General features: G+C 25.9%; 16 protein-coding genes. All 16 read left to right on the top strand.

Annotation, left to right across the window (positions count from 1 at the left end):
• Positions 1-9: 9 nt before the first annotated feature.
• Positions 10-300 (top strand): Mbov_0395 family pilin-like conjugal transfer protein, encoded by a 291-nt coding sequence (locus tag AACK91_RS02745; RefSeq protein ID WP_338963935.1) that lies wholly within the window; start codon positions 10-12, stop codon positions 298-300.
• Between the two features lie 30 nt (positions 301-330).
• Positions 331-1,437 carry an Mbov_0396 family ICE element transmembrane protein gene (locus tag AACK91_RS02740; protein WP_338963934.1) on the top strand — a complete coding sequence of 369 codons (1,107 nt, stop codon included), beginning with the start codon at positions 331-333 and terminating at the stop codon, positions 1,435-1,437.
• Positions 1,406-1,993 (top strand): hypothetical protein, encoded by a 588-nt coding sequence (locus tag AACK91_RS02735; RefSeq protein ID WP_338963933.1) that lies wholly within the window; start codon positions 1,406-1,408, stop codon positions 1,991-1,993. Before AACK91_RS02740 ends, AACK91_RS02735 begins: the two co-directional genes overlap by 32 nt.
• Positions 1,994-2,056: 63 nt before the next feature.
• Positions 2,057-2,188 carry a hypothetical protein gene (locus tag AACK91_RS02730; RefSeq protein ID WP_338963931.1) on the top strand — a complete coding sequence of 44 codons (132 nt, stop codon included), beginning with the start codon at positions 2,057-2,059 and terminating at the stop codon, positions 2,186-2,188.
• Positions 2,189-2,226: 38 nt separating this feature from the next.
• Positions 2,227-2,715: a hypothetical protein gene (locus AACK91_RS02725; protein WP_338963928.1), complete on the top strand. Its 489-nt coding sequence runs from the start codon at positions 2,227-2,229 to the stop codon at positions 2,713-2,715.
• Between the two features lie 58 nt (positions 2,716-2,773).
• Positions 2,774-3,007: a S1 RNA-binding domain-containing protein gene (locus tag AACK91_RS02720; protein WP_338963926.1), complete on the top strand. Its 234-nt coding sequence runs from the start codon at positions 2,774-2,776 to the stop codon at positions 3,005-3,007.
• Positions 3,008-5,010: 2,003 nt separating this feature from the next.
• Entirely contained in the window at positions 5,011-5,295 is a 285-nt protein-coding gene (locus AACK91_RS02715) for a hypothetical protein (RefSeq protein ID WP_338963923.1), read from the top strand.
• Positions 5,250-5,741: a hypothetical protein gene (locus AACK91_RS02710; RefSeq protein WP_338963920.1), complete on the top strand. Its 492-nt coding sequence runs from the start codon at positions 5,250-5,252 to the stop codon at positions 5,739-5,741. The genes AACK91_RS02715 and AACK91_RS02710 overlap by 46 nt, the downstream gene beginning before the upstream one ends.
• Positions 5,722-6,120 (top strand): hypothetical protein, encoded by a 399-nt coding sequence (locus AACK91_RS02705; RefSeq protein WP_338963918.1) that lies wholly within the window; start codon positions 5,722-5,724, stop codon positions 6,118-6,120. Before AACK91_RS02710 ends, AACK91_RS02705 begins: the two co-directional genes overlap by 20 nt.
• A gap of 12 nt (positions 6,121-6,132) precedes the next feature.
• Positions 6,133-6,591, top strand: a complete 459-nt coding sequence (locus AACK91_RS02700) for a hypothetical protein (protein WP_338963916.1) — start codon at positions 6,133-6,135, stop codon at positions 6,589-6,591.
• Positions 6,592-6,608: 17 nt separating this feature from the next.
• On the top strand, positions 6,609-7,835 hold the full coding sequence (locus tag AACK91_RS02695) for a hypothetical protein (RefSeq protein WP_338963914.1): 1,227 nt from the start codon (positions 6,609-6,611) through the stop codon (positions 7,833-7,835).
• A gap of 36 nt (positions 7,836-7,871) precedes the next feature.
• Complete coding sequence (locus AACK91_RS02690; protein ID WP_338963912.1) at positions 7,872-9,467, top strand: hypothetical protein; 1,596 nt, start codon at positions 7,872-7,874, stop codon at positions 9,465-9,467.
• Between the two features lie 12 nt (positions 9,468-9,479).
• Positions 9,480-10,625 (top strand): hypothetical protein, encoded by a 1,146-nt coding sequence (locus AACK91_RS02685; RefSeq protein WP_338963910.1) that lies wholly within the window; start codon positions 9,480-9,482, stop codon positions 10,623-10,625.
• Between the two features lie 86 nt (positions 10,626-10,711).
• Positions 10,712-10,921 carry a hypothetical protein gene (locus AACK91_RS02680; RefSeq protein WP_338963907.1) on the top strand — a complete coding sequence of 70 codons (210 nt, stop codon included), beginning with the start codon at positions 10,712-10,714 and terminating at the stop codon, positions 10,919-10,921.
• A gap of 13 nt (positions 10,922-10,934) precedes the next feature.
• Positions 10,935-12,191: a hypothetical protein gene (locus AACK91_RS02675; protein WP_338963905.1), complete on the top strand. Its 1,257-nt coding sequence runs from the start codon at positions 10,935-10,937 to the stop codon at positions 12,189-12,191.
• Positions 12,191-13,837, top strand: a complete 1,647-nt coding sequence (locus AACK91_RS02670; protein ID WP_338963903.1) for a hypothetical protein — start codon at positions 12,191-12,193, stop codon at positions 13,835-13,837. Before AACK91_RS02675 ends, AACK91_RS02670 begins: the two co-directional genes overlap by 1 nt.
• The last annotated feature ends 93 nt before the right edge of the window (positions 13,838-13,930 follow it).

Genomic DNA, 13,930 nt, shown 5'->3' with positions numbered 1-13,930 from the left:
GAGGAAAATATGAAATCAAACAACACGGCAAATTTTAGCGAAATAATTGATGTTATTACTTTATGAAGTAATATTGTATTTGGTGTTTTTTTAGTAATTGTAGTTATATTTGCGATTTGAAAACTAATTTTTATTTTAGTTTCAATTATGCGAAGTGCAGATAGTCCGGAAGAAAGAGCAAATTATTTAAGTGCTTTAAAATCCCAAATTGGAGCAATTATATCTATATTGGTACTTACTGCCATTATGAATGTTGTTTTACAAGTTATCAAAACATATAACCCTAGTATTTGAACATAGTTGATAAAAAATGAAAGGAGGTGAAAAATTATGATAGTTAATGCACTATATAAACTAATATGATCGATTTTTGTACAAGGGCCATTGCAGTTAATTGCATCATTTAACACTGTTCTAAATTATTTAACAGGTGGTGTGGTTGGTGATTTAATGTTTGGATCAAAACAAGAATTTAGTTTTCAAAATATCCCAATGGCATTTTGATATTTTGTCATAACGGCTCTTTGTTTATTTTCTTTAATATTTACAATTACCATGATTAAAATTTTGTTTCAAGATGCCAGCGAAACAAAAACAAAATTTATTGTTGCCTTACAAAATGGTAGTAAGGCATTTATTTTTATATTTTTAATTCCAATCTTTTTCTTTTTGGCAAATTTTGCAATTGCTAACATTGCCAAAATGATTACATCTGGATTTGGGGGCGAAAACGGAAATATTGCCAATTATCTATACAATATCGGAAACAAACATTGAGATGGTAGTGGTGATAATATACCAAGCAATTATTCCTATCCTGACAATATTGGTGATTTTAATATGATTGCCGAAGTTTTTGGAGTATGATTTATGCTATTTGCAATGTTTATGATTGGAATTGCTTTGGTACAAAAAATAATCGAATTGTTTTTCTTATTTATTATTTCGCCATGAGTAATGTTTATTATGACAATTGACAACCGGAAAGGAGCATTTATTTGAAAAGATATGGTAATTGCAAAATTTCTAGCATCAACCGCCACTTTAACAGGATATTTTATTTTTATGACAACAATTCAAACAATTTTAAGCACTAATTTAGCAGGATTGGGAATCGAAGGATATGGTAAATCATTGTTTGTAATTCTGATGATGTATGGTGGTGGTTTAGCGGTAATGGCATTTTCGGATGTTGTTGCCAACCTAATTGGTGAAGCAGCCGGTGTTCGTGAAGGGATGAGTTCAATGAAATCAACTGTTGCTGGTGGAATGATGGCAATGGGGGCTGGGAAAATAGCAGGAAAAGCATTCGGATTTGCTAAAAGTAAAAGAGCCAAACGAGCAGTGGCAATGGGTGGCACTAGTATGGGCGAAAAAACCATGAACGCAATGGGTTCAATGGCTGGTGGCGGGCGGTGATGGTGATTGAGGTGATAATGAAACAGCAAGCGGTCAATCTCGCCAAGAAAAACCCCTTGACTTTCGTCATTTCTGACATGCTACCGAGGGAATGAGCTCAAGAGCCGGGATTGTTGGTTTGCCAGGATTTGGATTTGGAGTCACAACCCTAGCAACAAGCAAACTAGTGGGAGCAGCTCGCGGAGGTGGAACAAAAGGATTTTTCCGCCAAATTGGAACTGGGATTGCAACACCATTCAAGGCAATTGGAAAAAGATTTAATCCACAACTAGCTAGCAAAGGAACGGAAACTAACATATCAAAAACAATAGATTTAGATAAATGAAAGAGAAAATCTTTAAACAAAAAACTAGGGAAAGTCGAAAACAAATTTACTAGCAAAAACAGTTTTTCATATCTTAAACCAACAATCAAAAAAGAAATGAAGCATAATCAAAAAGTTTCATTACAAAATTTAAATGAGAAACAAACAAAGATTAATGAAAAACTTAAAGATCATTTAACAAAATCAGACGCTAGACAGAAAAAATGAGATGAAAAAGCTGCCAAAAAAGCAGAAAAGAAAAAGCCATAATCAAAAAACACCTGACAAAAATAAGAAATGCGGTATAATGTAAATAAAAAGGAGTGATAAATCATGGGATTATGACGATTATTAGGTGGCGAATTCAACTGAGAACGCGTTTCAATAATGCAAGACCTCTGTCTTGCAACTGAAATTCACGCTGCAATTATTGATGCACTCGGGGGGGGGCGAATATTCCTTTAAGCATTGATAGATTAAATAGTGATAAACAAAATAATGTTATGTGAGTACTAGAAAAATTTGGTCATCAAGTTCCTGATTTAAATAGATATCCATTTTTATCAAAATCATATCTTGATCCTCAACAAACTTTAAAACAAAAACATAGTTTAGAAAATCAGAAAGATTGAGATCAAGCGTGAGAATGATATGATTACTATAAAAGTGGAATAATTCCATTTCTAGAATATCGCATTCAAATCAGCGAAAAAGAATTAGAAGAAATGGAAGAAGATTTAATAAAGTTCAATTCCAACCCAAAACCTACACGAGTTACTCGTAGATTAATTAAATCTTATGAAGAAAACATACCATTAAGAAAAACAGAAATTGCTAAATTAAAAAGAGAATTGGAATCTATGAAAGCAAAAGAAATGCAAAAGAAGCAAGAAATAAAACCTGAGTTAATCCTTGAAAATGAAAATTTACGCTTAAAAAAAGAAATTTTAGAAATGGAACTAAAACTAAAAGAAACAAATAGAGAAAGATAAAATGTATCAAATATTAACTTATCAAAATTTAATTTAGAAAAGGAGATATATTTTATTTATGTATGAAAAAGGAAATAAAATTAATGTTAAAATAACAAATATTACTCCGTATGGTGCTTTTTGTCGGGCAGAAAAAGCTGATGGCTTAATCCATATCAGTGAAATTTTAGATTACTTTGTTAGAGATATTAAAGATTTTTTTGATGTTGGTGATGAAATTGAAGTTGAGGTACTTGATTTTGATTCAGTTAGGAAACATCTTAAATTAAGTTATAAAAAGTGTCACCCTTAGTTATTAAAAACTTATGATAATGAAATTCAAGAAATAAAAGCAGCTTTTAAAAGTTTAAATAAAAAACAAAATAAAACAGACAATATTGAAAATATTAGTAAAACAAATGAAAACGAATAAATTAGCAAAAGTAATTAAATGTAAAGTAAAGGGAGAAAAATATGTTAGAAATTTGTTGTCCTGGTAGAATTAAACAACAAGAGAATAAGAAAAAATATAAAAAGTAAAGGAGTTAAATTAATAAATGAATTATTTTGAAAATAAAAAAAAAACAATTCCTAGATTTATTAAAAATAAAATTACTTTTATTAAAGTAATTTCGTTTTTTCAAATATTATTTTCTTTATTTTTATTCTTGTTTTTATCTTTCATATTATTTTTATATTATAACATTGATTATAAAAACAAAATTTTTAAATTAAATACAAATATTAATTTTATTTTTAATAAGATTGTTAAATCCCTTGAAATAGAATTAATTCCCTATCCATTTTTATTAATTTTTTTATTAATAATCTTTTTTCTTGTATTTATATATGGTTGTTTTAATTTAACAATGATAAAAAAACAAGCAAAAAAATATAAATTATGATTAAAAAATGATGAAAATACTATTCCAGAATTTATATATAGTGTATATAAAAAAAGTATTGTATATAAAATTATTGCTAATTGATTTTGCAGTTTTTCTTATATAGTTGGTGTAATTACATTGTCTATATTGATATGATTACAATATCAGTATATTAATAATGAAAATATTTTTTATTTAGGTTTTTGAAAAATAGGAACAATAAAAAATTTACAAACAGAAATAATAATAACTAGTTCATTAATATTATTATTTTTTATTTTGCATTGTTTTTGTTTTATTCATTTTAAAAAAACTAAAACACAAATAATAAGTTATTGAGGAACAGATATCTTATCATTAGAAGAAAAAAAATATTTAAAAAGAAAAACAAATTGAATTTGTTTTATTATAATTGCTATATTATTAACAATTACATTATTTTCTATTTATATTATTATTAAAAAATTAAAAATAAAAAATAATAAAAAAATATTATCTTAGTGAAAATTAAATATATCTTAAAAATAAACAGCAATTTTAATTTAATTGCTGTTTTTTAGGTAGTCGGAAAAAAGCTTAGGTTTTATAAAAAATATAAATAAAGTAATTAAATACAAATTAAATTAATCGCTTATTAGAGCGATTTTTTTATTTGCATTATTCATCAGATAGTATCTTTAAAATTAAAAATTAACCTATTTTGCCCTACAAACTAGTTAATTTTTATAATTTCCTTTCTGTGATTTATTATATTTTTTCGGTTTAACAACTAATAATATCATTTTTAATAAAGGTACTATCTGATGAATAATGCAATCTAAAACTTAATATTTTGATGCTTAAAGATGGATAACTCATCTATGGCACGAAGCCTTAAAGAAAGTGTGAAATCGATTGGATTTACTCTCCTATTTATTTCTTTAATTCTCGGCAAGATTAATCACTTGCGAAATGTCAGAGCACGTGTTTTTTGGCTTGTTTTCATAAAAAGAGTGTTGTTAAACCGAAAAAAACAATATCGGACACTAAAAAAACAAGAGGGTTGGAACTCCAAAAGGTTATTTTCTTTATATAAAGTTGTCTAGGGATGGATGAAGCGTAATTAATAACTGGGTAAACTGTTTTTTGTTTATTTCCGTATGGGGGTAAACTCTATCAAAATATCCTATCCGCCCCCGCTCACCTTCAAAGTGAAGCGGGCGGCGAAGTAATTAAATACTAAAATAAATTATTTACTAAATATCAAAATATTAACCAATAAAGGAATATTATGTTTTTTTACAGAAAGGAAAATATTTTATGAAAAAATGAAATAAAAAAATTAAAAATAAATTACAAGAATTAATGATACGAGCTTATCCAGTAACGGTAAATGATATTAATGATGAAATTTGAGCAACAAATAAAAAGAATTAAGGAGTATAGATAAATGACAGAATATAAAAGTTTGTATATTAATAAAACTTGAAATGAAATAACAACATCTTTTGAATGAGCTAATTGTCAGCCTGTTAATTGTCGTATTTCACATCATAAAAATCATTATGATTTGCAATGTTTAGAATGAGCCAAAATGTACTTAAATTTATTTAAAGACAAGTGAGATGTTATTGCTTCTTATATTCAATATTATAAAATTAACGATATTTTAGATTTAGCATCAGATGGATGAAAAATATTACAAATTGACAAAAAAATAAAACAAATAAATTAAAATATATTATTGTAATTGACCCTGCTGGAATTGGACAAACTGGTATTATTATTTATAATGTTTTGCAAAAGAAAATAATTAATAATATTACTTTTAATTCCAAAAATGAAGAAGAAGCAATAAGTAATATATATTTAATATTAAATGAATTTAAAAATAAAATTTGTTCTTATTTAAATAAAGTTATTGTAATAATTGAAGATTATCAACTTCATAAAGGTTTAAAAATAAAAAACCCATTACCTACTCCTAAATTTATTGGTGGTTTAAAAGTTTTATGCAAATATCTATTTAATTTAAAATATATTTTACAATCACCAGTCATTAAGAAAAATTATATTTATAAAGGAAATATTAAAATGTCAGAGCACGAACACGATGCTTGAAAACACCTACAATATTTTTTAGCAAAAGGAGTTGATAAAAATGGAACAATCAAAAAGTAATTTACCTAAAAAATCAGTAACTAATAAACCTAAAATAAAAAATAAAAAAATTAATAAGTTAGAATTAACTGTTAGATTACATGAAAATCCGATTAAAACTAAAATTAAGGCACTGGTTGCTGGGGGTGTTGAAGTTGATGCTTGTTCGGCTAAATGTCAATGAGACGGATTAAATTATTCAACATTATCAATATATAACCCATCTATTTTAACTGAGTTTTTAAAATTAAAAAAAGATGATGAGATAAAAATTAAAGGCTCAGTATTTAATCAGTTAAATATAAAAACTAAACGCTATTTTTTATCTTTTAGAGTAGATAGTTTTGAAATTATACAAAAAGCGATTAGAAAAAGAACAAATACAAATATTAAAAAATAGGAGGAAAAATCAATGGCATTAAAAAATGTAAAATATGTTCTTATTGATGAAAATAATGAACCTATTAAAAGCGAAGATGGTAGTTTAGATATTAAAACTGCTGAAATTATTTTAGAAAATACTGCTGAAGTTGAAGAATTTAATGCAAGTAATTTAGAAAATAATAATCAGCAAATCAACGAACTACAAACAAAAAATACTGAATTAACTTCACAAATTGAACAACAAACAATTCAATTAAAACAAATTGAAGTAACTGACTTTATTAATTCTTTAACTGATAATGAAGAATTTAAAAATGTTTTATTAAAGTCTTATGATATTACTGATGATATTGAAATCATTAAAACACAATTGCAGAGTGTTTATGATGAATTAATTAAGGTACAAACAGTTAATACTGGTGGCGTACCAAAAGTAGAAAACAAAGAAAACAATATTTTAGATACAGACAATGTATTTAATAAATAGAAAGAAGGAAGTAAATTATGGTACAAAACCCACAAATAATTTTCGGAGATATTGCTAATCAAGCAACAAAACGAGACCGAGAAACATTTGAACAATGATATTTACAAACTTATCAACAAAAATTTAGTTGAGAAGCTTTATTTGCATGAAAAGAAGTAAATAAGTTTGGTTTAACATATAAAAGAAAGAAAAATATTAAATACAATGAAGGTCTAGGAAACGAAGGACAAGTATTTAATACTGATGATAACCTACTAAAATATTCAACAGTGGAATTTGAAGATGGAACTGTTGAATTAGATACAATTTTAACTTTTGCTCGTAAATTAGACCCCGTAGAAAGTGATTTTAATCCTAATCTTTGGGCTGCTGATATTGAGCAAGCAATGGATACTGAGGTTGCTTATAAACGCAATAAAATTTTAGAAATTATTAATAAAGGAACAGTTACAACTATTCAAGGACAAAAAGCAGATGATACAAATGCTTTACAAATCCACGATGAAATTATGGATAAAATATATGAAAACGGCTTTACCCCATCAGAAACAGTTGTATTAGGTTCGGCTGATTTTATTCGTGGAATTCGTAATAAATTACAGTTACAACTTGGAGCAAACGACCAAATAAATAGCGTAATTGAAACGAGTGGAGCAATGAAAACTGTTGAAGGAACAACATACTATATGGTTCCTAAAAAATTACCAATTATTAATAAAGATGGTTCTGAAGGAACAATTACTCTATTACCAGATGGTGTTAATGCAATTGCTTTTAAATTTAGCAAAAAATATGACCCGCTTATTTTACGCAAAAAAGATCATACTCCGTTAAGAGTTGGTGCTGCTGCGTTAGGTACTGGAATGGGTAATACTTTGATTATGGAAAGAGTTTTATATTTAGGTGGAGCAGTAGTTGAACCCAAAGGAATTATTAAACATATTGTTACAAAAATTGATATTAGTAAAATTAATAAATTAGATAAACCAACTATTCATGTTACAGATCCAACACAAGCAACACCAGAACAGTTAAAACCACAATTTAAAGCTGTTGTTTTAAAAGCAGTTAAAGCCATAGATAGTTCTTTAACTGAGAATGATTTTGATTACTTTATTGAAAGTAAAGGTGAAGATTGACCAATTAATATTACAAATGAAAAAACTGTTGAAGTTCAAATTGAAGGTAAAAACAACGCTACTGGTCAAACAAATCCGATTGATGTTAAAATTAAAAATTCTTAATAGTACTAAAAAATAGTACTTTTTCGTTTGATAGATATGCCAATTGGAACATCTAAAACAGCCCTTATTTATGCTGTTAAAAAAAATCCAACTAGATTGTCAATCCAACAACAAGAAAAAAGTTTTGGTTTACAGTTATTAGAATTTTTAGGAATTCAAGTTTTAGCCCTTGGTTTATCAGTTTTAACTGGTGGTGTAGCATCTACTGTTGGTCTTGGTGCGGGATTATCTAATTTTGCCGCAGCATTTATCTCGTTTGGAGTAGAAACAGCAACCGATTTTGCCGTAAATCAAATATACGATAAATTAACATCAGAAGTGACAGTAAAAAGTACTGCCTTAAATTTATTACCAGCAATTGGTGGAATTGGTAAATTAACGCGTGCTGCTCGCACAACTAGAATTTTAAAATTAGCAAAAGAAACTAAACTACTTGAAAAATTAGGTGTAATAACTGTTAATAATTTAGAAGATGTTGTAAAACAAGTTACGGGTAAAAAGGTTTTATCTGATAAATTAATATTTGATTTTACAAAGCAGGCTAATAATGAAACTTTATTATATACAATTGGAAAATTAGCCCGAAATGATTTTTATAAAGGTTTTAAAGTTTCTAATTTAGAAACAATTAATAATTTATTAAAAATTGAAAAAAATATTCAAAAAATAAGCCCCACATTAATTCAAAAAATACCACGCTTAAATGAAAAAAATGCTAATAAATGATTGTCTGAATATGGATTAAATATTGATAAAATAAGCAAAATTAATACTAATGAGTGATATAACATTATGACCAATCTTCATAAAAAAGGTGTTGGTAAAAATCTACTATTAAATGCTAATTTAATGCGGGGCAGTAAAATATATAATAATAAATTATTAAATATTTTGCATCAAACACCAATTAAATTAAATAAAATTTTAAATCATTTAAACCCAAATTTTTATATTCAAAAAGTAGCTAAAAAATTATTAGCCCCAATTGAAAAACAAATAATTGCTATTAAACAAAAAGTAATTAATAAAATTATTGATAAAACTAAAAAAATATTATCTAAATTTGAAACTAAGGCTATTAAAAAAGGCCAATTATTACCTTTTGCCTATGGTTCTGATGTTTTTTTAGCAGTAAAAATTGTTCCATTATCAGTTGCGGGCGAAGTTGCTTTAACAATATATTATAAAAATCCGCAATATGCCCCTATTGTCGTTATGACAACTTTAATCAAAGCAGAAAAGTTTGTTTTGGCTCCTGAACCGTTTAAATTCTATATGAACAGTGAGTGGTTTATTGGTTGGGGATTTAAAAAAACAAGTTTGTTTAATTTAGTTTCTTTTGCTCCACTTGCTTATCAGCAAGTAGTAAAAGATAGTTTTAAAATATATCGGACAATTGCTAAGATATTAAAAATGCAAGAACAATTTAAAAATAACTTTAATAAAGATAAATTGTTAAATACGCTAGAAGATATTGCGGTTACTAGTTTATTGGGTAATAGATTAGTATTTCAAACATATAAACAACTCAGAACAAAACAAGATTTAAACAAAACAATTAAAACAAAAACATTATTAAATAGTAAAAAATTTATATTAAAGAAAATATATTCTAAAAAAAGTAAATGATAAGGAGATGATTAAATGTTAAATGAATTATGACAAAATGTTACTTTGGAAAATTATAATAATTTTAATCCAATGACAGGTAAAATTACACAAGTTCCAGTTCGTTATAATAAGTTTTTTAAAGGTGATGTAGAATTATGATTTAAAACATTTGCTTTAAGAGCCCAAAATATGATTAATTCCTATTTGAATTATCCATTTTCAAAATTAAAGTTTGAAACATTTAAAGACCCATTATTAAAGAAAATTTGTATTAATATGGTGTTTATTACGATTGAACATTGAACATTTAACCGTATTCCAATTGAGTTTTTTACTTCGGCAAATATGAGTGTTGGTGATATTAATTATTCTTCACAAAATGACCCTATGGCAACATGACAAGGTCTATTGCCTACCTATGCAAAATCATTGGCTAATTTAACAACTTTAAAGAAAATGTTTCGTACTTTTCAAGAAGAAGGTATTGATTTAACAATGATTGATTTAGAAGCATATTATACCCAATTAGAAGTTGATGCTTTATTAGAAAAAGAAAAAAACGAAAGAATAGAAACTGATAACAAATTAGATAAAAAAATTGATAATTTATCAAGTGAAACAAAAGAAAATTTAGATAAAAAACAAGATAAATTAACAAAAAATTCTAATCTAGAAATTGATTATATATCTTGTCAAAGATATGTTAGTTCTAAAGATATATACATATATGGTGATTTAAGTTTTCATAATGACCCAAAACCAGAAGATATACCAAGATTTACAAAAATAGTCAGAGAAGTACAAAATAATATTCAAGTACCAATTACAAAAAATATTAATGATAAGTCAACAGATGAAGAAGTACCAACTGCAAAAGCAGTATACAATTCTTGTATATGACAAGTTGTTGATACTAGTGATTTTGTATCAAATAGTCAAGATTATCAAATTAAAGATTTTAATAAAATAAATTATATTTACAAAATTTCTGCGTCCCCCTTTAAGTGACCTTATTCTGGAGTAATCGAAACATTTGATTATTTTAATAACAATATTAGTGCATCATTTGTTGGTGGTTATAGTTTAGAGATTACTGTTGCTGGAATTGTTAATGTTAAAGATAAAAATGATAAAAATTCACCAATGGGAACATTGTTTATTTGAAGAAAAAAATATTAATTAATAAATTAGAAAGGAGATGTTTTATGCCAAAAGTAGAAGTTAAAGATATAATTATGTTTTTGAAAATCTTTGGAGTTTAATCATTGTTTTTTATTGCAGGAATTATTATTTGTTTTATAGGACCTACTAAATTAGGAATTGGTTGACCTGCATATGTAATTATTGGTGCAATGCTTAATGGTTTTGGAGTTATTGTTTTAATTATTGAAACAATTAGATTTATCAAAACACATAAAAAAGAACAAAATAAAGATGGCATTGAAGATGTTATTAAAAAAGAAAAAACAAAATAAAGAGTTGTTATAAATGGGATTGCTGCCAGCAAAAAAGAAATTAAAAAAAGAATATGATATTGATAGTTATTATCTTAATTTAGCATCAACGATTACTAATCGTAAAAATGTTACTGTTCAAAAACATAATGAGATTTTAGAAAAAAGAATTTGTGAAGATAATGCTAATTTTTTAAATCCACGAGATTTAGAAATTAGCATTTATAATCCACTTACTAATAAACAAATAAACTCTCAATTAATTAATAACTTTTTAAAAATGCAAGACTTTACTAATAAGAATTGATATAACGAATATAAAATTAATAAGAATGGTAAAGGTGCATACTTTATTTTTGCTAATAATTCAAAACTTAATTTTATTACTATTGATTTTTACAATGACCAGTATGATGAATTGGGTAATTTAGTATCTTGCACTTTTGATTATGATCCTTATATTAAAAATGACCAGAGTATTTTTATTACTGAAAAATTAGAAATTGATTATGTAACTAAACAAGTAAAAGTTATTAGAAAGTTAAAAACTCGATTATACAGTACTATTACGGACTTATATATTGATGATGCTAAATGAAATAACTATACAACATTACAAAGAGAAGAAATATTACCACTTAATTTTATCCCAATTGAAATTATTCCTAATAACCCTAATTTTGAACCTTCTGCTCGTTATGGCAAACAATTTGCTAGTATTTTAGATATTATTGCTGAAAAGATAATGTTAGACCCGTTATTAAATAGTGGTAAATTTACCATTAATACTAATGGTGTGACTGGTGTAGTTGACCAAGAAATTAGTAAAATGTTGGCTTCATTTATTGAAAATGACTTGTTATTAGTTGAAGGAGACCCTGATAGTAATTTTCAACCAGTAGACTATATTGCTGGTAATTTTAAAGGTGAACAATTAACCAAAATATATGATTGATTATTAACTAATTATTATAAAATAAATCGCCATCATGTTCCCGCAATAGCTAAGGGAGCACAACAAACACAAGCGGAAGTTGCTGGTGTAAATATTCAAACAAACGCATCATACGAACAAATGATATATATTAGAGAAATTAAATTAACGGAATTTATTATTAAGTTAATTAAATATGATAATGCTATTTTAAACAGTAGAACATTCAATATTAAAAATATTGATGAGTTAATTGTTGATGTTAAATTACCCGTAAATGCTACTTTAAATAGACAATTAAAAAATGATGAAATAATTATAAATGATCGTAATGAAGAGCAAGGAGGACAAGAATAATGCTAAAACCATCAGAAAAGATGTTATCACAATTAAGCGATGAACCAATTGATTATTCAATTGATAATATCCCCTTAGATTTTGCCAGTCAATCACAATATAGTGACCCCGATTTAGAACAGTTATTTAGTGAAGACCGTGCTAGAACCTTATATATTTATAAAATTAATAATCTTGTTAAGACAAAACAAAAACCAACCTTAAACTACTCTCAAAATAGTGTTAAAATAGGTTTTATTGATAAAGATGAATATATTAAAATAACGGGTTATGAAATTAGTGACTTTAATTTTAAATTACAAATTCAACAAAATACTACAATTCAAGATAATAGCACAAGTTATATAATGATTGATGAAAAAGATATTTTAATCAATGATATTTCAAAACAAGACAAAGCATTTTTAGAAACATTAGATTTAAAAATAGTATCTATTAATGAACCAATTAGTGAATACAATAAAAATGAATGCTATATCATCGAAGAATACAAACGTCCTTATTCACCCGATGGAATTAACGTTATTAAATCTACTCATTTAGTTAAAATAACTGACTTTAAATGAAAAAATCAAAATAGTATTCATTTAGTATTACAAAAATCACTGCCCAAAGATACAATATTTACTGGAATTGAAATTAAATATCCTAAATCTATGCTATTTGGAAACATTAAGTGTTGAGGCAATGTGAATGGTGTTTATTCTTATCCATCATCAAATATTGAAAATGCTAGTTTAGTACCATTGTTATCAATGCCAATTGAAACAAACCCTAATTTAAGAGTATTTCAATATTGATTTACCGAAAGTTTTTTACCATGAAGTATTGCAAAAAAATATATTCAACCAGATAATATTTTAAGTTTAATAAAAAATAACGGTTTAGAAAAAGTATTATTAAATTTTTTAACATATCGTTATAATTATGATAGAAAATTTCAAGGGGCAAAATACGATGAAAAAGGAAATCCTACCAATAAAGCAGCTGAACTACGCCAAAAATTTGAAGGTCAAAAACCAGAAGATGTTATTGATGGATTATTTGAAAACTGAAAATTAGATAATCCAAGTGAATTACATAAAACATATGTAAAAAGAATTAAACAAGTTATCTATATGTTATCAAATTATACATATAGTAAATATGCAATTAATAAAGGTTATAATGATGATATTAAATTGTTCTCTCCTTATTATTTTGAATTAGTTTCTAATCCAAGAGAATTAGAAACTGGTTATTGAGAATTTGAAGACTGTAAAGTTAAATTAAATTCATCATATTTTAATTTTACTGGTGACCCTATTCCACCAATACCAATAAATTATTGAAAAGAAATTTATGAAAAAAACAAACCATTAAAAGAAATTGATAATAAATATTATTTTGTAGTTTGGCGTAGTGATACAAGTAATAATTGAAGGATTATTAAATTTTTGAATGATACAAATAGTAAAAAAGAATTAGATAGTTATGGTAGATATAAACTTATTTTTAAAGAATATAGTCCTTTTTATGATTTCACATTATTAATTAGGGGTGAGCGAGGTGATGCAGATCATACTTGAAAAGATGATAATGGTACATATTTTAAGTTTCTTTATCGTTGATATGGAACAAATGAACCAAACACACCTTTTATATAACCAAAAACAGGACAAATTACAGATTGAAATTTAAAACAACAAAATAATATCATTAGTAATGATGAAATTAAAGTAACTGTTAAAAACAAAGAT

Origin of the sequence: Spiroplasma endosymbiont of Sarcophaga carnaria (assembly GCF_964019595.1) — a bacterium.
Classification (GTDB): domain Bacteria; phylum Bacillota_I; class Bacilli_A; order Mycoplasmatales; family Mycoplasmataceae; genus Spiroplasma; species Spiroplasma poulsonii.
This window is presented reverse-complemented; position numbering and strand designations above follow the sequence as displayed.